Annotated in this window: 15 protein-coding genes and 2 pseudogenes; 7 read left to right on the forward strand and 10 right to left on the reverse strand. The window is 44.3% G+C overall.

Annotated features, from left to right (window positions below; all coding sequences use genetic code 11):
* Positions 1-5: 5 nt before the first annotated feature.
* From K429_RS0115830 to K429_RS0115845, 4 genes and pseudogenes are all read left to right on the forward strand, one after another.
* On the forward strand, positions 6-1,988 hold the full coding sequence (locus tag K429_RS0115830) for a RagB/SusD family nutrient uptake outer membrane protein (RefSeq protein WP_026367554.1): 1,983 nt from the start codon (positions 6-8) through the stop codon (positions 1,986-1,988).
* A gap of 141 nt (positions 1,989-2,129) precedes the next feature.
* Positions 2,130-3,248: pseudogene (locus K429_RS31290) on the forward strand (glycoside hydrolase family 88 protein); the annotation flags it as partial.
* Positions 3,234-4,934, forward strand: a complete 1,701-nt coding sequence (locus tag K429_RS31295) for a BNR repeat-containing protein (RefSeq protein ID WP_044096875.1) — start codon at positions 3,234-3,236, stop codon at positions 4,932-4,934. The pseudogene K429_RS31290 and the gene K429_RS31295, both read left to right, overlap by 15 nt.
* An 89-nt stretch (positions 4,935-5,023) precedes the next feature.
* On the forward strand, positions 5,024-6,628 hold the full coding sequence (locus K429_RS0115845) for a beta-N-acetylhexosaminidase (RefSeq protein ID WP_026367555.1): 1,605 nt from the start codon (positions 5,024-5,026) through the stop codon (positions 6,626-6,628).
* A 26-nt stretch (positions 6,629-6,654) separates the two neighbouring features.
* On the opposite strand, the gene K429_RS0115850 is transcribed toward K429_RS0115845, so the two are convergent.
* Complete coding sequence (locus tag K429_RS0115850) at positions 6,655-7,590, reverse strand: DMT family transporter (protein WP_026367556.1); 936 nt, start codon at positions 7,588-7,590, stop codon at positions 6,655-6,657.
* 311 nt (positions 7,591-7,901) lie between these two features.
* Here K429_RS0115850 and K429_RS0115855 point away from each other — a divergent pair, with 311 nt between their 5' ends.
* Together K429_RS0115855 and rsgA are read left to right on the forward strand one after the other, a co-directional pair.
* Complete coding sequence (locus K429_RS0115855) at positions 7,902-8,711, forward strand: class I SAM-dependent methyltransferase (RefSeq protein WP_026367557.1); 810 nt, start codon at positions 7,902-7,904, stop codon at positions 8,709-8,711.
* A pseudogene (gene rsgA / locus K429_RS28835) lies at positions 8,711-9,766 on the forward strand (ribosome small subunit-dependent GTPase A). The gene K429_RS0115855 and the pseudogene rsgA overlap by 1 nt, the downstream one beginning before the upstream one ends.
* Before the next feature lie 70 nt (positions 9,767-9,836).
* Here rsgA and K429_RS0115865 read toward each other — a convergent pair.
* Complete coding sequence (locus K429_RS0115865) at positions 9,837-10,148, reverse strand: helix-turn-helix domain-containing protein (RefSeq protein WP_007209550.1); 312 nt, start codon at positions 10,146-10,148, stop codon at positions 9,837-9,839.
* A gap of 408 nt (positions 10,149-10,556) precedes the next feature.
* Between K429_RS0115865 and K429_RS0115870 the strand changes: the two genes are divergently transcribed.
* Positions 10,557-11,909, forward strand: a complete 1,353-nt coding sequence (locus K429_RS0115870; protein ID WP_026367558.1) for an MATE family efflux transporter — start codon at positions 10,557-10,559, stop codon at positions 11,907-11,909.
* A gap of 26 nt (positions 11,910-11,935) precedes the next feature.
* On the opposite strand, the gene K429_RS0115875 is transcribed toward K429_RS0115870, so the two are convergent.
* The 8 genes from K429_RS0115875 to K429_RS0115910 all read right to left on the reverse strand — a co-directional run bounded on the left by K429_RS0115875 (position 11,936) and on the right by K429_RS0115910 (position 24,771).
* Positions 11,936-12,982, reverse strand: coding sequence for a hypothetical protein (locus K429_RS0115875; protein WP_231501871.1), 1,047 nt, complete (start codon positions 12,980-12,982; stop codon positions 11,936-11,938).
* A gap of 341 nt (positions 12,983-13,323) precedes the next feature.
* Entirely contained in the window at positions 13,324-15,225 is a 1,902-nt protein-coding gene (locus tag K429_RS0115880) for a fimbrial protein (RefSeq protein ID WP_026367560.1), read from the reverse strand.
* Positions 15,226-15,532: 307 nt separating this feature from the next.
* A complete protein-coding gene (locus tag K429_RS0115885; RefSeq protein WP_026367561.1) occupies positions 15,533-17,728 on the reverse strand; it encodes a hypothetical protein in 2,196 nt (731 codons plus the stop codon).
* Positions 17,729-17,892: 164 nt separating this feature from the next.
* On the reverse strand, positions 17,893-18,681 hold the full coding sequence (locus tag K429_RS0115890) for a DUF4469 domain-containing protein (protein ID WP_007219798.1): 789 nt from the start codon (positions 18,679-18,681) through the stop codon (positions 17,893-17,895).
* A 205-nt stretch (positions 18,682-18,886) separates the two neighbouring features.
* Positions 18,887-19,234, reverse strand: a complete 348-nt coding sequence (locus tag K429_RS0115895; protein ID WP_026367563.1) for a HEPN domain-containing protein — start codon at positions 19,232-19,234, stop codon at positions 18,887-18,889.
* A 9-nt stretch (positions 19,235-19,243) separates the two neighbouring features.
* Positions 19,244-19,567, reverse strand: coding sequence for a nucleotidyltransferase domain-containing protein (locus K429_RS0115900; RefSeq protein WP_026367564.1), 324 nt, complete (start codon positions 19,565-19,567; stop codon positions 19,244-19,246).
* Positions 19,568-19,808: 241 nt separating this feature from the next.
* On the reverse strand, positions 19,809-23,132 hold the full coding sequence (locus tag K429_RS29470; protein ID WP_197031246.1) for a hypothetical protein: 3,324 nt from the start codon (positions 23,130-23,132) through the stop codon (positions 19,809-19,811).
* Positions 23,133-23,184: 52 nt separating this feature from the next.
* Complete coding sequence (locus tag K429_RS0115910; RefSeq protein ID WP_026367566.1) at positions 23,185-24,771, reverse strand: DUF3868 domain-containing protein; 1,587 nt, start codon at positions 24,769-24,771, stop codon at positions 23,185-23,187.
* Positions 24,772-24,798: the final 27 nt, after the last annotated feature.

Here is a 24,798-nt window from a genome sequence, read left to right on the forward strand (position 1 = left end):
CGGATATGAAAAAGATAAAAAATATAGCATTGATAGGTATGGTTGCTGTCGGTGTGTTGTGTTCTTCTTGTTCAGAAGACTTCCTGAAACCGGACCCGCTTTCATTCTATGAACCTGAACAAACCTTTACTACTGAAGCCGGATTGCGCTCTGTTGTAGCTACGCTGGATAGACACTTGCGCAATTACTGGACCTATTATCAAGCTGCCAATCTGGTAACTCCTTTCTATACATTGTTTATGCATACCGATTTAGCTGTTGCCGGAAAAACAGATCAGAGTACTATCTGGGCAGATCCATCCGAACGCCTGACTCCTTCGGACGGAATGGGCGGCGGAGGCAGCGAAGTGAATCAGTTCTCGTATTTCTGGGGTGAAACTTATACAGGTATAAAATCAGCTAATACAATAACCAGCTATATCGGCAAAATTAAGGATATGGACGAAGCTTCCAGAAATAAATACATTGGTTGGGCTTATTTTCATCGGGCATATCGTTATTTGTCATTGGTCTTTATGTTTAAGGATGTCCCATTGGTGACAAAGATTATAGAAGGTCCGAAGTTCGACTATAAAACAACTTCCCGTGAGGCCATTCTTGCGAAGATGGTTGAGGATATGGAATTTGCCGTACAGTGGGTTCCGGAACAAAAGGATATGAAAGAGATCGGTCTGGTCAATAAGGGAGCTTGCCGCATGTTACTTTCTAAACTTTATCTGGCAACCGGACAGTGGGAGAAGGCTATTCAGCAGCTGAATGAAGTGATAGATAACTCCGGTTATTCGTTGATGACGAATACCTTTGGCACCTTTGTCACTCCTTTCAATACAGAAACGTGGCCTATTCAACGCAATGTGATCTGGGATTTGCACCGACCTGAAAATAAGTTGATAGCCGAAAATAAAGAAGTGATACTGGGTATGCCTAATCGCGGTATCGGTTCATCGAATTCTTTTGTTGCTTTCAATACAATGCGTGCTCTGGGTCCATTGTGGGATGACAAGAGTAATCTATTGGACCCTAATGGAGTACAAGCTGTGAAAAGTTTTGCTCGTAGCGATAAGAATTATGACTCTAAATATGACTATAATCGCTCCATAGGTCGTGGTACAGGTTATTTGCACCCTACTTATTACTCTCAATATGGTATGTGGAAAGTGAATGGAGTAGATGATGAGGGAGATTTGAGACGTAGTACAAAGAGCGGAAACTGGATGATGATGGATTCTGTCAGGGTCAATAATCCTTCTTCCAAATATTATGGTCAGTATCTTCAGAAGTCTTGGTGTAAGGATACAATCCGTGATTGGTTCGGATGGCCTCACTATAAAATCTATTTAATGGACCAGAATGCCGAGGCGAAAGAAAGTAGTACACAGTTCAATGGCGCTTCTAGCAGCTCCACTACAAGTGGCATAGCCGACTGGTATTGCTACCGTCTGGCAGAGGCTTATTTGCTGCGTGCTGAAGCAAAATTTTATAATGGCGATCCTGCCGGTGCTGCTCTGGATGTAAACAAAGTGAGGGAGAGAGCTCAGTGCAAACAGCTTTACACAACTGTAACCATTGGAGATATCATGGATGAGCGTGCACGTGAATTGTATCTGGAAGAATGGCGCTATCTTGAATTGAGTCGTGTGTCTTATTGCCTTGCCCTAAGCGGAAAACCGGATGAATGGGGAAATACGTATGATGTGAATACTTATGATAAACAGGAAGGTACAGACCCGAATGGTGGAAGTTATTGGTATCAACGCATTATGCATTACAATGAATTCTATAATAAAAATCCGGAGTTGATTGTGAAGAACCATAAATATACCATTGACAAGCGTAATCTGTATTTGCCTATTCCACAATCAGCTATTGATGCCAATCGTTTGGGAAAACTACGCCAGAATTATGGCTATGACAAATATGATGACAGTGTGCCGATGTGGGGAAACTGGCAAGAGGCTGTAGCCGACGAAGATAACCTGTCTAACTAAATTGGGCTTCGGCTCTTCTGAGTAGTAAATTCGCATTTTTTCAATAGGTATTATAAGGAACGGGGTGATCGTTCTTTTCTTGAGATCACCCCGTTTTCATTTGTATCAATCAATATAGAATCAAGTATGAATAGAATAACAATGAAAGGACTGTTTTTTGCTTTTCTGACTCTTATTTTTTGTTCCGGATATTTTCCGTGTGCAGCAACCGAACTTCCGAAGGTGTCCGATGTGTCCGGTATTATCCATAAAGTGAACAGATACTGGCAAACCACGCATCCTAAACATAGTTGGTCATTCTGGGATCATGCTGCCTATCATACCGGAAACATGGAAGCTTATTTCCTGACAGGGGATACCGCTTACTACAATTATTCTGAAGCATGGGCTGGGCATAATCAGTGGATGGGAGCCAAAAGCAAAGATAAGTCTAAATGGAAATCCGGCTATGGTGAAAGTAATGAATATGTTCTGTTTGGCGATTATCAGGTATGTTTTCAGACATATATCGACCTTTATACTGTGGAGCCTGACGAACGGAAAATAGCCCGTGCCCGCGAGGTTATGGAATATGAAATGAGTACCGATCGCTCCGATTATTGGTGGTGGGCTGATGGACTCTATATGGTGATGCCCGTTATGACTAAACTGTATAAGGTGACCGGAAATCCGCTTTATTTGGAGAAGCTGCATGAGTACTGGGAATATGCCAATAGCATTATGTATGACGCAGAGGCTGGTCTGTATTATCGTGATGCGAAGTATGTCTATCCTAAACATAAAAGTGTAAATGGTAAAAAGGACTTTTGGGCGCGTGGTGATGGCTGGGTACTGGCTGCATTGGCCAAAGTGCTGAAGGACTTGCCTCAAGATGATAAATACCGGTCAGAATATGTCGACCGTTTTCGGACAATGGCTAAAGCTGTAGTCGCCTGTCAGCAACCGGAAGGCTATTGGACCCGAAGCATGCTCGATCCGCAACATGCTCCCGGGCCGGAAACCAGTGGAACTGCTTTCTTCACCTATGGTCTGCTGTGGGGCGTCAATAATGATTTATTGGATAGAGAAACTTATGAACCGGTAGTATTGAAAGCATGGGAATATCTTGCTACAGTGGCTTTGCAACCGAATGGGCATGTAGGCTATGTACAACCTATTGGTGAGAAAGCTATCCCCGGACAAGTGGTGGATGCTAATTCTACTGCCAATTTTGGTGTAGGTGCTTTCTTATTGGCTGCTTGTGAAATGGTACGTTTCATCGAAGATGCGCCTATCGTCAATGAAGGATATCAGGTGACGGATAAAGGTGCCTGGTGTTGGTTTGCCGATCCTCGTGCCTTGCATTATAAAAGTAAAGATGGCAGTATAGACCGAACCTATATCGGCTACATTGATACTCATGGAAATATAAAAGCCATGCAATATGATTTTCATAAAAAGCAGCAGAAAGAAGTCCTTATCCGTTCCTGCTTCCAGCCGGATGATCATGATAACCCGACTTTCCTGATACTGCCTGATGAGCGTGTCATGATATTCTATTCGCGCCATACGGATGAACGTTGTTTTTACTATCGCATCTCGCGGGAACCGGGTGACATTACAACTTTAGGAGAAGAGAAGAAAATTATCACTGAGAATAACACCACCTATCCTTCTCCCTTTATTCTTTCCGATGATCCGGATCACATCTATCTTTGCTGGCGTGGAATAGGCTGGCATCCTACGATTGCCAAGTTATCCCTACCGGATAAAAAAGATAATATAAACGTGGAGTGGGGACCTTACCAATTGGTACAGTCTACCGGAGCGCGTCCCTATGCCAAATATACGTCGAATGGAAAAGATAAGATTCTTTTCACTTATACTACAGGACATCCTGATCAGGAGAGTCCAAATTTCTTATATTTCAATTATATCGATATACACACTTTGCAACTGGAAGATGTGAAGGGAAATGTGCTTTCGACCATAGCCGATGGCCCGTTTCAGATAAATAAAAGAAGTGAGTATGTAGAACAGTATCCTTATACGGTGGTAGATAGTCCTGAAGAGCGTGACTGGGTATGGCAGATAGCCATCGACAAACCGGGGAATCCTGTTATTGCCATGGTTCGTATCAGTGAAGACAAAACCTCACACAATTATTATTATGCCCACTGGACAGGAAAAGAATGGAAAAAGAACTTTCTGGCTCATGCCGGCGGACATTTTCATCAAAGTTCTTATATCGAGAAGTGCTACAGTGGCGGAATGACTATTGATCCTGCACAGACAAATGTGATTTATTGTTCTATTCCCGTAGAAGGCAAATATGGACGGAAATATGAGATACAGAAATATATGCTGAATGATGGGGGAGATGTGGTTGCCGTTGAGGCTGTTACCCGTAATTCCCGGTACAATAATGTGCGTCCCTATATTATTCCTGATTCGGAAGATACTCCGTTACGGCTGACATGGATGCATGGCAATTACTATGACTGGATTGTAAGTACCACACATCCGTTGGGGTATTGTACTGCGATTCATTCCGATTTTCGAGGTTTCCCTGTTAAGACTGAAACTGAGAATATTGAGATGACAGTTGAACAAGCTAAGGATTTTAAATTTGATTTTAAGGAAGACTTTGTAATTTCCGTAACCTTGAAGCCTGATACGGTAAAATATCGTGGTTGTCTGTTGCAACTTGGAAAACTGGGGTATTATCTGAATGCCAATACTATGAAACCAGAGGTACGTTATCAAAGAAAAGTATATACCAGTACCAATATGCTGGGAACAGCTGATACTTGGGCAATCATGCCACGTGGTACGAATGGTAAATGGTATGTTCCGCAGAAATACTCCGAGTTACGTTTAAAGTTGGAATATAAGAACGGTATTTTGTGTACTTATGTTAACGGTCTGCTTGATCAGACCATTGAACTATTGCCATTTGTCAGGTGATATTAACGCCCCCATGTTAATTCAATATTGGTCTTTACGATAAAAACAGTCAAGGATACTATATAACCATAATTTAAGTATACACATCAATGAAATCAAATATACTAATTCTCTTTTGTTGTTTCTTGTTTTTGGCGTCCTGCCAAGCTTCTTTTATTGAAGAGTACACTCTGCTTCCTCACCCAGTGGATATCAAATATATACCGGGAATGGTGAAACTAAAAACGCAACCGACACTTGTTTATCCGGGTGAACTGGCAAATGAAGCATTACTGCTCCAATGTTACTTGTCTTCTGATTTCTCTGTCCAGGCCACATTAAAGAAAAATAAGAAAAAGGGAGATATTATATTACAGTTAGATCCGGCAGTATTACCAGAACAGGCGGAAGGTTATATCTTAGATGCTACTTCTGGGAATATAGTACTTAAAGCCAATTCTCCTGCGGGTATATTAAATGCTATCCAGACATTCCGACAGGTTCTCAAAGTAAAAGACGGCAGGCTGATTGTACAGAAATCAACTCTTACGGATTATCCCGTTTTCTCATGGCGTGCTTTCATGTTGGACGAAGGACGCTATTTTAAAGGGAAGGAGGTCGTTTTTGATTTGCTGGATGAGATGGCGGCATTGAAGATGAATGTCTTCCACTGGCACTTGACAGACGACCAGGGCTGGCGCATAGAGATAAAGAAATACCCCAAACTAACGGAGATTGGTGCATGGCGTGACTCTTCAGAAATAGACCATTTTGGCAGCAATCGATATGATGGTAGACGCCATGGAGGTTTTTATACCCAGGAAGAGATTAAAGAAGTAGTAGATTATGCAGCGAAAAGGAATATTACTGTTATCCCGGAAATAGAGATGCCCGGGCATGCCAGTGCCGCCATTGCCGCTTACCCTTGGCTGGGGACAAGTGGAAAACAAATCAAAGTTCCTGGTAAGTTCGGAGTGCAATATGATATCTTTAATGTGGCTGATCCACGTGTGATACACTTCTTGAACGATGTAATGGATGAAGTGATAAGTTTGTTTCCGGCTCCTATATTCCATGTTGGAGGTGATGAAGTGAGATACAATCAATGGAAAGAGTCCGCACTTGTTCGGGAATATATGAGGAAGAATGATTTGAGGACTCCTGCCGAATTACAAGTGTTCTTCACAAACAATGTGTCTAATATATTGGCTTCTAAAGGTCGTCGGATGATGGGTTGGAATGAAATAACCGGTGATAAACTGCATGAGTTTCAATCGGAAACAGATACGAAAGGAAAGCAAAAGTTGGCTCCGGGAACAATCGTGCATTGCTGGAAAGGAGATCCTAAATTAATCAAGGAAGCTATAGAGAAAGGATATGACGTGGTAAATTCCTATCATTCGTATACTTATCTGGACTATACTTATGAAGCTATTCCACTGGAGAAAGCTTATAATTTTAATCCTGTGCCGGAAGGTCTGACAGAGAAACAAAAGGGTAAGGTACTTGGGCTGGGCTGTCAGATGTGGGGAGAGTTTATCCCGACGGTGAACAGTATGAACTTGAAAATCTATCCGCGCTTGGCTGCCTATGCTGAAGCCGGTTGGACTCAATCTTCTAATAAGGATTACAATCGTTTTCTGAATGTATTGGATGCATTCTTGAAGAAATGGAAACAGGAAGGGATTATTATCGAAGAGAATAGTGCATGGTAAGAAATACCAGAAAGGGGCATATTGGGTTAATGCCCCTTTTTCTTTATCGGCAATCGTGGGAACAACTTCCTGAACCGTACCAAATGTGTCGTAATATTGCTTCCGGCTATAATAAATGTCACAGCCAGGATAATCAATACAATTCCGCAACACAATCTGAGTGTCAGACTTTCCCCGAAGATCGTTACTCCGAAGAATACAGCCGTTACAGGTTCCAAAGCTCCGAGGATGGCTGTAGGGGTAGAGCCTATATATTGCACTGCTTGCGTTGTACAGAGGAAGGATATGGCTGTAGGGAAGATTGCCAATGCAATCAGGTTCCCCCATAAATACCATTTATCGACAACATGCAGGCTCTGCCCGAAATCTACACGAACTAAAAAGAGCGACAGACCGAAAAGCAATACATAAAAAGTAACTTTAAGCGTTGCCACATTCTTTAATATAGGTCGGTTTACCCCTACGATATAAATAGCATAGGAGAGGGCCGATGCCATGACTAACCCAACACCAACCAGACTAAGCGTTGTACCGTCTCCTCCTTTATATAGTAACCCAATACCACTTAAAGCCAGAAAGATACATAAGACTGTTTGTAATGTGACTTTCTCCTTGAAAGCGACAGCCATAATCAGTGCCACCAAAATAGGATAGACAAACAGTATTGTTGAGGCAATACCGGCTTCCATATAGTTATAGCTTTGAAACAGGGTAAGAGAAGAAATGGCGACCAACCATCCCAGTATGACTAACGGCAATATTTCTTTCCGCTTTAGACTGAAACTTCTACCTCTCGCTTTGAGCATAATCCCCAGGATGGGAATGGCAAACAGATATCTGAAGAAAAGAACAGAATCCGGATTCATACCTTCCTTATATAGCGGAAGGGTAAAGAGGGGATTCATACCATAAGTGGCGGCAGCAACGGCTCCCAATATATATCCTTTGACCTTTGTATTCATAAACACTAAATAATTTCTTAGTTCTGGTTTTCTTTGGGGGTGCAAAGGTAAATCTTTCCTTTATATATTGTCATTACAAACCTCTTAATTTTTGCTTTTTCCTGCCTTGGATGACTTCAGTTTTCGTATTCTCAAAATATTATTTATCTTTGCGCCATGACAAAGACATTCAAATCGGATTTGGTTTAATAAACAATCTGTGTTTCTGATACAGATTGTCCCTTCGTTTACTCTCGGATAACTCCTTTCGAGAGTAGTTTTATATTATTATAATTCAAGTTTAATCTGCGTACAATGATGAAGGCATTGTTATGCTTTCCGTGTATGCAAAATACATTAAGAAAATGAGTAACGAAAATAAAACAATTCACGATTTCGAACTTAAATTAATCTGTGACTTCTTCTCCAATATGGAACGCCAAGGACCCGGAAGTCCTGACGTAACACTGAAAGCGCTGAGCTTTATAGATAACCTCACCGACAAATCCCTTATAGCAGATATCGGTTGTGGAACAGGGGGGCAGACAATGGTGTTGGCCGGACACATTCCCGGGCAGATCACCGGACTTGACCTTTTTCCCGACTTTATTGATATCTTCAATCGCAATGCAAAGCAATCAGGTTTGCAGGACAGAGTGAAAGGCATTGTCGGTTCTATGGATAACCTTCCTTTTCAGAATGAGGAATTAGACCTGATCTGGTCGGAAGGAGCCATTTATAATATTGGTTTTGAACGGGGGCTGAATGAGTGGCGTAGATATTTGAAACCGGGAGGATACATTGCCGTTTCTGAAAGTTCGTGGTTTACTGATGAACGTCCTGCAGAAATCAATGACTTCTGGGTGAATGCGTATCCTGAAATAGATACGATTCCCAATCAGGTGGCCAAGATACACAAAGCAGGTTATCTTCCCGTCGCTACATTTATTCTGCCGGAAAATTGCTGGACAGAGCATTACTTTGCTGCAAAGATTGAAGCTCAGAAAATCTTCCTTCATAAATATGCGGGAAATAAGATCGCCGAAGAATTCAGTTCGCTTCAGTTTGATGAAGAAGAACTATACAGTAAGTATAAAGCATTCTACGGTTATACATTTTTCATAGCAAAAAAGATAGAATAATGATTCATTTGAATAATTACGGTTGGAATGACAAGTTAAGCCAACTAAAGCAAGAGTCAACGTACAATACCCTTACACATGGCCGTATATCCATCGTACACCGCACATGCTACGAGGTCGTTTCAGAAAACGGCCTGTTTCAGTGCGAACTGACGGGGAATATGATGTATGGAAAATCAGACTTTGAACTCCCTTGTACCGGTGATTGGGTACTTTTTCAACCATTCGACGAACATAAAGGGATTATAGTGGATATGCTGCCTCGTGAACGGACTTTATATCGCAAGAAAAACGGAACGGTTGCCGATAAACAGGCCATTGCCTCGTATGTTGACAAGGCATTTATCGTGCAAAGTCTTGATGATAATTTCAATGTTCGTAGAGCCGAGCGTTTTATGGTTCAGATGCAGGAAGAGAATATTAATCCTGTATTGGTGTTCAATAAGGCTGATTTAGGGTTTGACAAGCAGAAAGTTGAAGAACAGATCAGACACATTGCCCGTCAGATACCGGTGTTTTTTACAAGTATTCATCAACCTCAGACGATTCTCCAATTACGGGAGTCTATATCGGCAGGCGAAACGGTTGTGTTTGTCGGCTCTTCGGGGGTAGGGAAAAGTTCTCTGGTAAATGCGCTTTGCGAGAAATCGGTATTACTAACGTCTGATATCAGCCTGTCCACGGGAAAAGGAAGACATACTTCTACTCGTCGGGAGATGGTATTGATGGACGGTTCAGGGGTGTTAATTGATACTCCGGGCGTCCGGGAATTTGGCTTGGCCATTGACGATCCCGATTCTCTTGCAGAGGTATTGGAGATTTCAGATTATGCTGCATCGTGTCATTTCAAGGATTGCAAGCACATCAACGAACCAGGATGTGCCGTTTTAGAAGCGGTAAGTAGTGGCGTATTGGACCGTAAGGTTTATGAAAGTTATCTGAAACTTCGACGGGAAGCGTAGCATTTCTCTACTTCCGAACATGAAAAGCGTAAAAGGGATAAATCTTTTTCGAAACTCGTGGATGAGGTGAAAAAGCGTAAAGCAAATCGCTAATTTCTATTATAAGAGTGTGTCATTTACCTATTGGGTTTGTGACACACTTTCATATTACATTTTCAGTGAATTATAAAAATGTAGGTGTGAACTCGATGCCTAAGGCACGGGCTATACGGAAGAAACTTGAAATCTGAATATCTGTTTCTCCCTTTTCTACACGGGCAATATAACTTCTTGCCGTACCAACCTTCTCTGCTAACTCCTGTTGAGTTATCTTTAGTTGCTTTCGACGATCACGTAAAATCTCACCATAATACCATGCTATTGATTTCTCATGAAAAACTGTACGAGATTCAGTTCCTGCTTCTCCATATTTATTGTCCAGTAGTTCACCTGCTGTATGTAGCTTGGCTAATTTATTCTCATCTAATTTTCTCATAACTCAAAGTCTTTTAATATCCGTTCTACAATCTTAATTTGTTTATTGTAGTCTTGTAGCATGTGTAAAACTCTGTGAATTCATTTGAGAAATACAATTCGCGTATGTCGTTGTCCTTTTTATCTGTTGCTTTCATTGTGCAAATGTACCCAATTAGATACAATTGGGCAAGCAAAATATAAACTCTTGCAGATATTTAACTCTGATTTTTCTACACTATACCTTCACAATCGAGGAAACTATAGTTAGGGTTCATAGCTCTTGATACAGTTTTGCCGGGACACTTTTCTTCTGTAATGCTAGTGGAAGTGTTTTATCTCTGTTTCCTGTAAAAGCCGCCCCCATTACTTTGGGGTCGAGTGGAAATTCTTGTACCTTTGCACTCGTTTTTAGAAAAGAAGAATCACGATGATCAATAAAAATGAAGAACGTCTGGGAACCGAGCGTATGTTGCCACTGGTTTTCAAGATGGCGCTTCCGGCAGTAGCAGCACAATTCGTCAATTTGCTTTATAGCATTGTCGACCGTATCTATATCGGACACATACCGGGCATCGGGACGGATGCATTGGCAGGCGTAGGGGTGACAATTTCTCTCGTGGTATTGATCTCTTCTTTTTCAGCAATAGTGGGCGGTGGTGGTGCACCGTTGGCTGCCATAGCCCTCGGGCAAGGTGACCGCCAGCGTGCCGGAAAGATATTGGGGAATGGCTTCACCTTGCTGATTCTATTTACTTTAATTACTTCCTTCATTGCCTATACCTTCATGGAGCCTATCCTGCTCTTTACAGGCGCTTCGGAACATACATTGGGCTATGCGGTCGATTACCTTTCCATTTATTTGCTGGGAACTGTTTTTGTAGAGATTTCCACCGGACTGAATTCCTTTATCAATGCGCAGGGGCGTCCTGCCATTGCCATGTACTCTGTCTTAATCGGAGCTTTATTAAATATCATTCTTGATCCTATTTTTATCTTCTGGTTTGATATGGGGGTGAAAGGTGCTGCTTTGGCTACGGTGATTTCTCAGGCTTGCAGTGCCGCATGGGTACTGTCTTTCCTGTTTTCCCGGAAGGCTTCTCTGCCTTTGGAGAGGCGCTATATGAAGTTGAATCGGGGAATTGTTGTTGCGATGTTGGGACTGGGAGTATCTCCGTTCATTATGGCTAGTACAGAGAGTTTGGTGGGCTTTGTGCTGAATAGTAGCTTGAAAGATTTTGGAGATATTTACGTCAGTGCGTTGACGATATTACAAACTTCGATGCAATTTGCCAGTGTGCCGCTGACGGGGTTTGCGCAAGGCTTTATTCCGATTGTAAGTTACAATTATGGGCATGGTGATAAACAGCGTGTGAAGGACTGTTTCCGTATTGCACTGATCACCATGTTCTCTTTTAATCTGATTCTGATGCTGCTTATGATCCTGTTCCCGTCAACGGTTGCATCTGCTTTTACAAGTGATGAAAAGTTGATAGAAACGGTCCGTTGGACTATGCCTGTCTTTCTGGGTGGTATGACCATTTTCGGCTTGCAACGTGCCTGTCAAAATATGTTTGTTGCATTGGGGCAGGCTAAGATATCCATTTTTATCGCTTTGCTCCGCAAGGCTATTCTGTTGATTCCGTTAGCACTGATACTGCCGCATTATATGGGAGTGACCGGAGTATATGCGGCTGAGGCTATATCCGATGCTACGGCTGCAATTTGCTGTACGCTGTTGTTCTTTTGGCAGTTTCCTAAGATTTTGGGGAAGATGAAATAGGCTAAGGCTTTATAATTTTTCTCTTATTAATACATTGTAATTAGTGATAATGTGTTATTTATATAATCATATTTTAAACCCAATTGTATTTTGTAAGAATGAATTTCGAGCATTATATTGAATTTGGCAATTTGATATATATCGTTGAACTCCATACAGAAAAGATAATTTGAGTTTATATTCTCTTTTATTTTCTTTGCTAAATATTCAGGGGTGATATTACTAAAGCCTATTCTTTGCATGGTGTCACTCTTTTTTTGCTTGAGATATTCTAATTTCTCCGAAGTAATAATAATCTTTGAAGTATTCAGACGTTGAAATACAGGGGTTATGGAATTGATGGCCATAGCTTGATCGGAAGTATCTATGATATTAAAATACACTCGTTCTATTTTGTAGGTTAAAAATGTCTTAAATAAATCTGCGTATATACAGCGAATCTTAAATCCATTAGACTCAAAGTCATAACCAAATTCATTATTGTCTTTAACTTTAAAAAAATTGTCTTGATCGGAGGAAGGTTGCAATATAATATCATGATATTGAATGAATCCATTTGTGAGAATGGAAGATATGTAAATTTTCAGAGTAGAGGATAATGTTACATCAGCTATTCCTACGAACCCCTGAAAATTTTGTAAACCCATTTTTAGTCTGCCAATGAAATTATTGGAGACGTTATTTATGTAAATGAAGAATAGCTGTTCACTTGATTTATACTCAATCTGGGATAAATTAATATGTTCAGATAAACTTTGATATAATAAATCGTTTGCGTTTTTCCATGATGTGTTGATTTTAGAAATATAATCACCGCATAAGAAGCTATGAGATTCTGATTTGTCTAAAAGCTTAATTACGGCATTATAACATGCTACCCCGTATTCAGAATCTTCTATTTGTAGAGTATCAAAAACGAGAATAATCTCATGATGTTTCTTTTGGGGAATTAAAACTGACTTTAGTACTGAATATGATATACCTTTTTTCTCTAATAGTTCTACTAAAATGTCGTGCATGTTGTTAATCTCTTTGCCCATCTGTAAGTCAGAGATATTGAAGTATTGTTTCATAACTTCAAGCATTGTATTATCTCTCGAATCTATTGTGTATATAGTTTTACTCATGTTTTCTAAATTCTATTGGTGAGTATCTTGTTTGGGATGGTTTTGATTAATAATCTGTGAGGCCTCTTTCAACTTAGAGGACAATTAGGTTATAGAATGGAATTTATTCGCTGTTCATTGTGCTGATAGGATAATCTTTCATGTCATTCTATTTTCTGCAAAGATAAACAATAAAACCAAAGTAGGAAGAAAACCCCATCGTTTCCTTCCTACCCGATTCTTTATTTTCAGAAGTTTTTTTATTATGTCACAAAGACCTTTTTCATCATTTCTTCTTCATTTCCTATTTATGGTGCTTCCGTCACATTAACTGTTACCGTCACCTTCTTTGCCGCATCCGACAGATTTTGTATCTCAAAGGTTGCCACCGCATTTGCCGGGAACGATCCTGTGGGGAAATCCTTTGCATTTTGGTCCAGTGTCAAGGTATAGTCTATAGCCTCGGTGCTATGTCCTTCCGTCTTATCCGCTTTCAGCCAGGCAGGTAAACCTACAATCCGGCTACCGCCTTTGGCAGTCACAGTAAGTTTCATGGACGAGGTGGTTCCGGCATTGGCCTGTTTCTGCATGCTGAGTGTTCCTGTGATTACATCCGGTGATTCACTTCCGGCAGTGTAGGTATTTGCCGCATCCGGCTGCGATGGCGTATCTGCTGCCGCAGCAATTCCCGGCACTCCTACGGCTGCTTTCACTGCAATCTGGCTTTCTTCGCGCCCTGCCTTGCTGCGCAATAAGATGATGGCTTTCGGGAAAAGATTCCCTGAATATCCATCGGCTTTTGACACTTTACAAGTATACGATGCCGATCCGGCACGGGTTACCGGTGTGATTTCCGTCTTCAGCCACTCGGCACTGCCACCCGCGGAACTTGTATAGACAATGCTGCATTCCGCTTCCGAATTGCTGGTGAAAGGAATACTGAAATATTCAGTCTCATCCGGGGAGACGGTGGCTGTATTGTTACCCGCAATAGTGGTTGCTCCAGCTCCTGTCAGTGTCCCGATAGCCAGTTCATTTTCCGGCTGATACTCAAAGTCCCCGCCATCCGTCCAGTCCGAAACGGTGATGTTCACATCCAGCTTGAACGGGTCGGCGTCGGTGATACGCACCGTGTAGCGGTGGTTAGGCTTTACCTCGATGTAACCGCCCGTACCCGCTACCGACTGCTCAAACTCTACCATGTAACTCACCTCCTGCGGTATATCCGTCTGGTTCAGCGCATACTTTCCCTTGATAATCAGATACCCCTTGTCGGCAATCGGACTGGGATAGCTGTAGAAAGCCCCTGTCTGTGTTCCCTTATTGGCATTGGCGCCGTCAAAGTCACGGTCGGGGTAGGTGATAAGCGTCTTGTCCGGATCGGCATCTTCCACGGGAACCACCGGAAAGAAGGTAACGCCTTTGCGGCCGTGCCCCATCGATACACCGGTGATGGTGAGATGTGACAATTTCTCGTCATTGATGATATCGAAACGGGAGACGATACGCGACAGTGTCATATTGATGCGGGTACGGGACCCCATACTGATATCCCGCAGGTCGAGTGCGGGGCTGTAGGAACCTACCATCGGCAGGGGTGTCAGCAAGATGTCCGTATCCTCGGCAGGGTCCAGCAACGGAGTGGTAAAGGTGAGGAAATCCGTTTCAGTGGGAATACCCGCTTTGGTCACAATGTTATAGTCCGCACCCGGTGAACTCTGTTCCAGCGCTACGAAATTGGTGTATTCCGCTCCGGCTTTCAGCAATTTCGGCTGATTGGCAATGCAGTAGAATTTGGTGAACAGGCCTTTCTTGGGGCGCAGGGTGGCGAGTGCTACGTTGTCACCCTCCACGGTCAATATAATTTTCGTAGCGTTAGGTATCGTAGAACCGTCCGAACGATAACAGAACCGTTCCTGATAAGTATATGGCCCTTCCTCCTTGTCCGAAGAGAACACATAAATATCCAGCGAAGTGATTTCATTCTCTTCGGTCGTGGCGATGGGGGCATCGGCGCGGGTGGTGCCTGCCGTCTTTATGTTCAGCTTGTTCTGAAAGGCGAGGATGATTTCGCGGCGCGTCGGGTCATTGACCAGCGGATCATCACCGGGAGTAGTCGCCGACGGCACTTCCGCTTCGCTGCACCCCGCAAGGGACAGGGCAAGCAGGCCTATCACCCATGCGGAAAACTGTTTTCTATTTCTAATCATAATCTTAATATTATTGTTATTAGTTACTTACTTATTTACTGATATTTCGCAAGTTATTCATATCGTCCTGATTAATAAGAGTATCTGTTTTAATTAACCGAGTATCTCAATTCTCCTCCTCCGGCGGAAGAGGAGTACCCCAACGGGGGGAGGTGGTAGGAGAGAAAAGAATTCCTTATTTATATGATTCATCGGTATTTCTTACTTTACCTACCACCCCGCCCTTTGGGCACCCCTCCTCCCCAGGAGGAGGGGAATTGGGATAGTTCATTAACATACAGGCTGCTCGCAGGATTTATATTACGGTTTAAGGAGCTACAGCAGCCGCACTCACCAGCACTGTCACGTCTTCCATGCCCGAGATATTGTTTTTCAGCACAATCGGCGCGGCTGTGAAGTCGGTAACGGCATCCTTCACGGTCAGGGTGAATGTCTGGCTGCCGGTAGCATCCGTCGGAGCAGTTCTTGTAAAGGCGGCAGTCTCGGCAATGGTGAACCAGGATGACAGCGTGCTTGCCGTCACGCCTTGCGGAGAAGTAATTTTCACCTCAACGGTGCTTCCGTCAGTGCGGGGCACATCGGTAATCTTATAGTTATTGTAAGCGGCTCCGCCTGTTGTCCCCGTCAGTTCAATCGTTGTAATGGCAGGATCAAGCAATTCCACCGTCAATTCCAGTGTCTGAGTTGCATCTCCCAGATTGATAATCTCGAACTTGCTGTTTACATCGCTGGTTGCCGTCACGTCTTTCAGCATAAGAGTGTAGTACTCTTCCACCGGAGTAGAAACAGAAACATCCGTGGCGGGAGTACCCGTCGTGCTTGGCGCAGGGCCTGATTTGCTCTTCGAAACTTCCAGCCAGGGAAGCTGATTATTCAATACTAATTTCGTTCCGAACGGACAGCTTGCCCCGAGTGTGATGCTGCTCTTGCTTGTTTTATACATCGTGAGTTTTCCATTCGCCTGATCGTATAAGTTGAAGTTCCCCGTAGCCGCATCCGGTGTGGCAAAATCCAGTACCGGTGCCGTGGCGGGCGGCACAATGGTCAGCGTAGTATAAACCGATTCATCCTGTGAAGCCGATTCATTGGCCAGGGTCAGTGTGACGGGAACATAAGGAGTGGCGGCAGTCAGCGTATATTTGAAGGTCATGGTAGTAGTGGTTACTCCGTCCACGACTTCCGACTTGTAGGCAGTAACGTCATGCTCCAGCCAGTCAATGTCCCATCCCGTTGTGGTGCTGAACTTCGGCTGTACCTTGCCGCTGGCCGTAGCGGTCAGCGTGATGATTTTCTCCGTACCGTCGGCCGTCACGCTGATTTCTTTGGTGGCAACGTCTGTATCAGTTCCTTCCACATTTAGGGCGGTCACTACGGGCGCGGCATTGTCGGGCTTGACGATGACTCCGCCGCCACTGGTCCAGTCCACAATTTCAAAGAAGGCGGTGATGGTGGCTTCCATCACTTCCTTGATGTGCAGGGTGTAACGGGTGTTGGCCACTACGTCTATGAAAGCGGCTGCTCCGCCAGTATCGGGAGCACGCTGTATGTCGAGATGGTATTCCACGGGCACAGGGTCTTTCTGCATCGGGTTCTGGTATTTGCCTTTGATGATGAGGAACGCCTCGTCCGTGTCTTTCAAAGGATAGGTGTAGAGGGCGCTCTCCGTCACTCCCTGATTGGCTTTGGGCAGCATCAGATAGCTGCCTTCGGCTACGGGGTACTTAATGAGGCTGGCAGTACGACCGGCATCATCCAGTGTGGTCAGCGTCCCCGGCATCACGGTAGCCTGGTTGCGTCCGTTTCCCAGCGCGACGCTTTCAATGATCAGTCCCGTCTTGGCGGATTCATTGTCGATGTCGAAGCGGCTCACGCGGCGTTTCAGTTCGATGTTCACCGTGGCGATATTGCCCAGTATCTTCGTTGTGCCGCTTCCGGTCATTACTAATGGAGTGCCCAGGGCGGTGCCTGTCGGTTCCAGTTTGGCGGTACAGTACTTCTCAAAGTCCGTGGCTTTCGTGCCGTCGGTTTCTATGGCTCCGGTGGCGGCGTTGGTTTTCACCGCTACCAGAGGGTCTATCGGATCTCCGTCGGCTTTGTAGAGTGTGGTGCTGTTGGCTACGCAATACAGTTTCAGGTTGGGGATGCCCTTCAGTTCCGTCGGGAAGATGGAGGCCTTGCGGGCGGTTCCGGCACCGCTCAGTTTGAAGGTTTTCGCTGCGGTGTCGTCCTGTGCGGCGGCTTTCCACGTTTCCAGATACTGGTAGTCTCCGCCGTCGGCGGTGGCTGCAAATACATAGATGTCCAGGTTGTCAATCTGGTTCTCACTTTCGGAAGCGATGGCGCGGGTGTATTCCTGCGACTCTCCTCCGCCACTAAATACGAGACGGATCTCTTTGCCCGCTCCTTTTACCGGAGCGTCGTCGGTGCCAAGCTCCCCCTGGCTGCATCCTGCAAGCAGGGCCAGCATAGCCGACATCCAAAGCATGTTTTTCGTTTTCATCATTTGTCTATACTTTTTTTGAAAGTTAATAATCTTATTGTGAGGCATTTCCGGGACCGTACTACTACGGGTGGCGTAGACGGTCAGCTACGCCGGTAGTAGACGGCCGTCTATGCCACCCGTAGGTGGCCACCTACGCCTGCCGTAGCAGTACGGCTGCCGCCGGACTATCCTAACGGGTCCTCTTCCAGACCTCCATCAGGACCGAGACCTCCTCCATCGGGTGCTTTGCCTATATAGATGGTTTTCATCACGCTGCGCGGCACTTTCAGCATGGTCTTGCTGTTGCTGCCGAATTGTGTGGTTACTTTGAGTTCATACGTCCCGTCCGCCAGATCGGCAGGGATGATGAACGTCAGTTTCGAGGGATCGTTTGTCACCCAAAGGTCTTCGGCTACTTTGGTTTCCTTTCCTGAACTGCTTTTCAGGGTGATACCCACTGACGGGTCGGTTCCCACCACTTTCAGCTTGCCGCCTGTGAGGGTGAAGGCGCGTCCTGCCGTGGCTGAAGCATCCTGTGCACGGGTGGAGGCATCCTGCACGCCGCCGATGTACATGGCGCTGCCTTTCTCGCCGATGATGCCCACTGTGGTTGCCTTGATGGCTTCCCGCAGGTCGGCGCCTACGTTGAAGTTCACCACGATGGAGTTCTTTGCCGGATTCCAGGTGGAGTTTTCTATGACGCCGCGGAAAGCGACTGAGGCGTAATACAATCCCGTGTTCACACTCATGCCGGTCATCAGCATGCGTTTGATGACCCGCTTTTGCAGGTCGAAGACGTGGCGAATGGTTTCTTCACGCAGACCGGAGTCCTCCGCTTTCAGTTCGGCGATGATGCGGTTTTCGTCCGCACTGCCGATGGATACGGGGACGAGGATCATGTCCTCTTTGTTGTCCACGGTTACGGTATTGTCCGCCAGTTGGCCGTTGATTTGATACTTGATTTCGTTTGCCATAATTTATAAATATTTATAATGAATACTATCGGTAAAACCGGAGTCTTGCCGTTGTTAATAATCGAATAATTATGGCATGAGGAATGAGTTTCTTGGAGAAAAGCCGGGAGGGAGTTTCACAAAAAAAATCATTCCAACATGCCAAAGAACGAAAGCTCGTTTGACATGTTGAAATGATTTTATAATATGGGGTAACGCTTAAAAATTAGGCGTTAGTGTGCGATGTTATCAATTGATCAACAACTGCTATTAATTTTTTTGCAGGTTCAATCATTGGAGATATATCCTCTTCAGTAACATTATAAATACAATTATAATCACCTTTTTCGCGCATAGACTGTAATTGGGATAGTAAACGTCCCAGTTCTATGTCTACTAAGTTGGTTCTAACAAAATGCATCCCAAATAGATTGACTAATCCTTCATGGCTTTTGAATGCATATCCATACTCTATAAGAAGTGCAGAAACGGCATGAAAACAAGCATAATAAAGACGATTAGCTACCACTTCCCAAAAACAGAGAGTGACATTACCTTCCGCTTGTTTCTTCATCCGATAGTTTCATAATAGTGCTACTCCTTCCTCATTTACGTTTTTATAGAATGGTGTAAAGCTACTGGCTGCCCACTCCTTAAGAGTATATAGTACAGGATTGATGCGTTCGTTCAGGTCCCATCCTAAAGCGGTGAAAGGGAATGAAACGTTGTCATAGTCTGATTTCTCCAGTTGATCCTTATCTAATATGATAAGCACATCCCAGTCAGATGTTTCATCAGCATCTCCGCGAGCTCTCGAACCATACAACAGAACTTGTGCTCCGGCAGGTAAATTAGTTTTTGCTATCTTCTTTAAAGAAGAGAATACTTTGTTAAAATTGCGTTTCATAATTCAACCTCCTTTATTTTATCAATAATCTTATTGTTTTGATGAAGGCTTTACAAAGATAATCATAATTTCTATTCTCTGCATTCCGAAGAACAGGTTTTTACGTTTTTATCAAAATGTATATTCTATTTATAGAGACACTTTTGTGCATTATAAAAATCATTCCAACATGTCAAAGAACGAAGGATTCTAAATCCTAATATTAGAGGTAAGCGGATTACAAATTCGCTTGAATGTTTTTTTAAAAAGGTCTGCAATAGAAATAATAATGATTCTCTGTTCTATGGGGATAGCCATAAGCTGACGATGTAAAGCCACTATAAATGTCAAGGGTCCGTGCTGATAAATCACCACCGTATCCATCCTTTGACCAATGTCGTCCAATGTTAAAAACTTGTTTTTGAAGAGAATTAAAATTAATGCTGTAAGAAGCAATGTCATTATAATTAGTTTGAGATCTACCGGAAAAAAGTCTGTATTGATCCATTGTTACGAAGCTCCATCCTGAAGGTACGGAACTATTGATGCTACTCCACGTTGCCTCTGTATGCGGTGAATAAATCCAGTAATTATTCAGTGCATAAGTTGTCATTCCGTACACAACAGGTGAACCTGTCCATTCATCAATTTGGTAGTCGGGAAATCTGACATCATCTGCTTTAAATTTAAAATAGTATAGATTTTTTGCAGTTTCATTGATAGTGACATTCTTAAATGTAAATTTGAAAGTGGTAGTAGTTCCCGACGTTTTACTTTCCTGGTTTACGGTCTGATAGTCTTTTGCACGTGAATCTGTTGAGCTTTCATCATAACTATAAGTTGTACCTCCTTTAAATGTCACCGTAAAATTAGTTATTCCCCAAAGGTTTGTATCTGTTGTAGATAATTTCATGTCTACGTCTGTTGCTGCCCGTGTGAAGGTTATTCCGGATTTGTTTGCTGTAAACGTGGGCAATGATGATTTAAAAGTAACCGCAATTGCTTCTTTTTTTGTATCATCCGATAAGTTTTTTACATAGAGTGTTCCACCGTTCGCATCACTAAGTGAGAAACTGCTTGTTTGGTACTTTATTACATAATTATGCTCTTTCGTATTAGATTCCGCAAGGTCAGCTTCTACTCCTCCGGGTAATTGTAATACACTTCCTCCCAAAGAGTATATTTTCAACGTTGCTGTAGAATAATAAGACGATTTCAACTGATACAAGTTCAGTGATTTACTACTTGATATATATGAATTAGCGGAAGGGTCTGTACTGACTACCTCAATTGTGGGTGCTTGGAATTCTCTCGCAATATTCACTGTTATTCCTGTTCCTCCGGAAGCGTTTGTGAATACGATTTGCGTATCATCGAAACTTGCTGCGTCCTCTATCAGTTTGAAAGTGAAACTTGCTGTTTTACTTTCCGGTGTGCTACGTGTAGACACCGGTGTAATGTTTTCCAGCCATGACGGGCACTTGCTTATGGTAGGTTTACTATAATTATCCATTGTTAGGGTGAATTGCTTGTCCTTGATGACAGGCATAGTAAGCGTGGCGGTGGTGGCTGTTATAGATGAAAGGCTGATTCCTGCGCTTTGATTTGTTATTTGTAAGTTATCGAGTCGATTAGGTAGTAATTTCACTTTGATGTTCTCGGCTTTTGTCTTGTCCGAACGATTTTTCAAGGCTACGGTGATTTCTTTTTCAGTCAAGTCGGTAGCATCCGTACCTGCCCATTGGAAAGTATATTCCTGCGTGGTGTGCGGGCTCGAAGCCGGACTGACTGTGATGCCCGCATCAGCAGGAATCTCTATCTTGCTGCCGCCCACGGAAGTGACTACTATCGTACCTGTGGAAATTTTGGAACTGACTGTCTGTACCAGATAGAGTGTATTGTCTACTGCATTCCAGTTATTTACCCCGTCGGGGCTCATTGCAGCACCTGTGGGTTTTACGATGGGGGCACTCAAAGTAGCGTCTATATCTATAAGTATCACTTCCTCACCGCCTCCTGCCTTGTCCATCAGGCAGAGAATGCCGCGGGGATAGTTGTCGCCTGTATAATTCTCATTAAGAGTTACTTTGTATTTCACTTTCTGCGTGGCTCCTGTTCGTGCTGTGGTAACAGGGATTTCTTCCAGTTTCAACCAGTTGTCAGCAGTGTTATTACCATAGTAGTTTAATTGCGCTTCGACTCCTGCATTGGAGCCGGTGGTAGCGGTAAAACTACTTCCTGTTTTAAGTGCCAACGTGATGATACCGGTGTTGATGTCATAAGTCGTTTCTGTTGCGGGTAGCAGGTCTGCTACGATGACAGTCTCCAGCCCATTTTCGGGCTCGTAATCATCTATATAGTCACCCGTTTCCCAATCCACCAAACGGATATTGGCTGTCAGTTCAAAAGGGTCGGTTTCGGTTATCTGCACCGTGTAGCGGTGATTGTGGTTTATTTCGATTAGGCTTCCGTTACCATCAGTCACGCGTTCGAAAGGGATACGATAAGATACCTCTTTCTTTTCATCCGTCAGGTTCATGGTATACAGTCCTTTCAAAATCAAAAATCCTGCATCTATGGCTTTACATGGGTAGCAATAGAAAGCTTTGGTGGTAGTTCCTGCATTGGCGTTCAGTCCATCAAAAAGACGGTAAGGGTATGTAATCAGTTGGCCGTTTGTGGCGGGAACATCTCCTGTCGGACGAATGGGGAACAGTGTTACACCCTGTCTTCCGTTTCCCATACTGATATCTGTGATAGTAAAATGAGATTTTGTAGCATCGTTTACTATATCGAAACGTGCTACGGCTCGAGTGAGTGAAACATTCAGTCGCACGTAAGTTCCCATACTGTATTCGCGCAAGTCAGTGGGCTGGCTGTTGGCACCGGACATAGGCAGAGGGGCAAGCAGGACATCGGCATTAAAACCGGTGGGATTTAATAGCGGGGTATTCAGTTTAACGAAATCGCTTTCAGTAGGTGTTCCGGGGCTCGTTACTACATCTCCCGGTACACCGGATTGTGTCTGAGAACTTTGTTGTAACGGGGTATAATTCGTGTATATATTTCCTGCGGCATCATCCATTTCGGTTTGATTGGCTACGCAATAAAACTTGGTGAATAAACCTTTGCGGGGGTAGAATACCACATTTACTTTCCCGGCGGCCTCGTCCGCTTTCAGTTCGAGAGGGGAAGTACCCGCGGGCAGGGTTCCGGCATCCGAACGGTAGGCGAAACGTTCCTGAAAGGTGTAAGGACCTTCCTCCTTGTCACTGCCGAAAGCATAAATATCGAAACTTTCAATGCGGTTTTCATCCTCTTCGGCTATACCGTCGCGGGTGACAACCCGGCTTTCGGGCGTACTGTTTACAAGGATCAGCTTGTTTTGTAGAGAGATTACCACCGAACGGCGGTTAGAGTCATTGGCCTGCGGGTTCTCCGGTGTTTCGGGAGTGCCGCCTATTGTTTCCACTTCGGAGGTGCAACCAGCCATCAGGCAGGACAGTATCACCAATGAAAAGTGCAGAAAGAATTTAGCGAATGTTTTCATGCTTGTTACTTTTATGCGGTTATTACTTATTTCCATTCCTCGTTCTTTTTATTCTCTATTATGTTTTCTGTTTTTCGTTCTTTATTCTTCATTCCTCGCTCTTCATCTTTTTCAGGTTCTTCCTCGCCTTTTCCGGTTCTACTCCCAGTGCCTTGCGAAACCATTCTTCCGCTTTCTTCCGGTCACCTTCCAGATAGGCCAGTACACCGAAATCATTCCATGCACGCGGGTCATCGGCCACCTTACTGAGATATTGCCGTGCGCTAACCGGATCGCCTGCCATGATTACCGCCGAAGCCGCATTGATATTGGCCAGCACGTCGTCCGGAAAGTGGTAGGCGGCTATCTCATAAATTTCACGGTATTGCTCCGTGCCTGGACGATAGAATGCAGCCACTCGGTACATCTCCTGCAACGACAGCAGACGCGGATGGGTATATATCAGACTTGCCGCCTCTTCAATATTGAAAGCGCGGGCCTCATAGCCCACCGTGATACGGATACGTCTCAACTGCGGAAAATAGCTTTTCAGAAGTTCCCGATATACGGTTCCTCCGTGCATATCCATCAGTTGTTTTTCGCGTCCTTCAAAAATGCCGGTTCGGGCAATGAGGGCCAACACTTCGTCACCGTGATTCATGGGGTGGCGTTGCAGAAGTTCCACCAATCCGTCCCAGTCTTCGGGTACGGAAGAAACTTTATAAAGATTGTGCCCCGGTGCATACGTGGCACGCATATACTCCTTGAAACAGTGTGCGCGGTTGGAAGCCAGTATTTCATTGTCCTTGTAGATCCCGTCGGGCGAGGCGTATCCGCAGATGGAGATGCTCGAAATACTTGCCAGATTCCCCTCGATGAGTGGGCGCATCAAGCTGTCCAGTTTCTCCAGTTCGGGGCGGTTGTTGTGGAATTCACGGCGGACGTCATAAACTCCGGTAGGGTAGTCTATATATAAGGTGGCACTTTCCGAACGGTGTTTCTGAGTTTCCATATCGGGGGTGAGGTAAGTCACCATGGCTGTACACTCGGCACAGGGCATACAGTCCGGCCTGCTTTGGGTTTCTTGCCGGTTGGCGGCATTTTCATGTCTTTCTGTAACTGCCTGCGGGATTACCGTCTGCTCCGGCAGATTTACAGCCTGTCCTTGTGAAACGGCCATTTGTCCCTGTGAAACTGATATCTGTCCCTGCGGAACATGGAAAGGGCTTGTCAGGGCAAGATCGGTTATCACCGGCTCTACTCCGAGCATCTTCATCCGGCAGCAATCCCGTCGTTCGCGCATCAACACCAATGAAGCGTGTTCCATCCATGGGCTATAGGCAACGGATACCTTATAAATAATGCTGTCTTTCCGGTTTCGGGTATAAAGCGTACGGTAAGGAGGCAAATAGCCGGGAGACGGTTGAAGCGCCTGCCTCCTGTGGTCGGCACGGGCACGGCGACGTCCGCTCACAACCACAGCGGGCAGCTCTTGCAGACGCCCTGCGCCACGAAGCACGGGAGTGAACAGATAAGCCTCCGCATTCCCCGCTTTTGCATCACTCAGATTGAGTAGCAGTTCTATGTGAAGACTGTCTCCCTGTGTAAAGACATGCGAACCGAGTGTTAAAGTTCCGCCCGCCCATGCTTCCGCAGTCAACAGTACCCCAACCAGACATCCTATTATTTTCTTCATCCTTTTCATCCAGCCTCTTTAATTTTT

Origin of the sequence: Bacteroides sp. 14(A) (assembly GCF_000526555.1) — a bacterium.
Taxonomy (GTDB): Bacteria; Bacteroidota; Bacteroidia; order Bacteroidales; family Bacteroidaceae; genus Bacteroides; species Bacteroides cellulosilyticus.

Excerpts from the sequence above, each read along its gene's own strand:
- K429_RS0115830 (WP_026367554.1), top strand. The coding sequence starts at position 6 with ATGAAAAAGATAAAAAATATAGCATTGATAGGTATGGTTGCTGTCGGT.
- K429_RS31295 (WP_044096875.1), top strand. The coding sequence starts at position 3,234 with ATGGTACGTTTCATCGAAGATGCGCCTATCGTCAATGAAGGATATCAG.
- K429_RS0115845 (WP_026367555.1), top strand. The coding sequence starts at position 5,024 with ATGAAATCAAATATACTAATTCTCTTTTGTTGTTTCTTGTTTTTGGCG.
- K429_RS0115850 (WP_026367556.1), bottom strand. The coding sequence starts at position 7,590 with ATGAATACAAAGGTCAAAGGATATATATTGGGAGCCGTTGCTGCCGCC.
- K429_RS0115855 (WP_026367557.1), top strand. The coding sequence starts at position 7,902 with ATGCTTTCCGTGTATGCAAAATACATTAAGAAAATGAGTAACGAAAAT.
- K429_RS0115865 (WP_007209550.1), bottom strand. The coding sequence starts at position 10,148 with ATGAGAAAATTAGATGAGAATAAATTAGCCAAGCTACATACAGCAGGT.
- K429_RS0115870 (WP_026367558.1), top strand. The coding sequence starts at position 10,557 with ATGATCAATAAAAATGAAGAACGTCTGGGAACCGAGCGTATGTTGCCA.
- K429_RS0115875 (WP_231501871.1), bottom strand. The coding sequence starts at position 12,982 with ATGAAACAATACTTCAATATCTCTGACTTACAGATGGGCAAAGAGATT.
- K429_RS0115880 (WP_026367560.1), bottom strand. The coding sequence starts at position 15,225 with ATGATTAGAAATAGAAAACAGTTTTCCGCATGGGTGATAGGCCTGCTT.
- K429_RS0115885 (WP_026367561.1), bottom strand. The coding sequence starts at position 17,728 with ATGATGAAAACGAAAAACATGCTTTGGATGTCGGCTATGCTGGCCCTG.
- K429_RS0115890 (WP_007219798.1), bottom strand. The coding sequence starts at position 18,681 with ATGGCAAACGAAATCAAGTATCAAATCAACGGCCAACTGGCGGACAAT.
- K429_RS0115895 (WP_026367563.1), bottom strand. The coding sequence starts at position 19,234 with ATGAAGAAACAAGCGGAAGGTAATGTCACTCTCTGTTTTTGGGAAGTG.
- K429_RS0115900 (WP_026367564.1), bottom strand. The coding sequence starts at position 19,567 with ATGAAACGCAATTTTAACAAAGTATTCTCTTCTTTAAAGAAGATAGCA.
- K429_RS29470 (WP_197031246.1), bottom strand. The coding sequence starts at position 23,132 with ATGGAAATAAGTAATAACCGCATAAAAGTAACAAGCATGAAAACATTC.
- K429_RS0115910 (WP_026367566.1), bottom strand. The coding sequence starts at position 24,771 with ATGAAGAAAATAATAGGATGTCTGGTTGGGGTACTGTTGACTGCGGAA.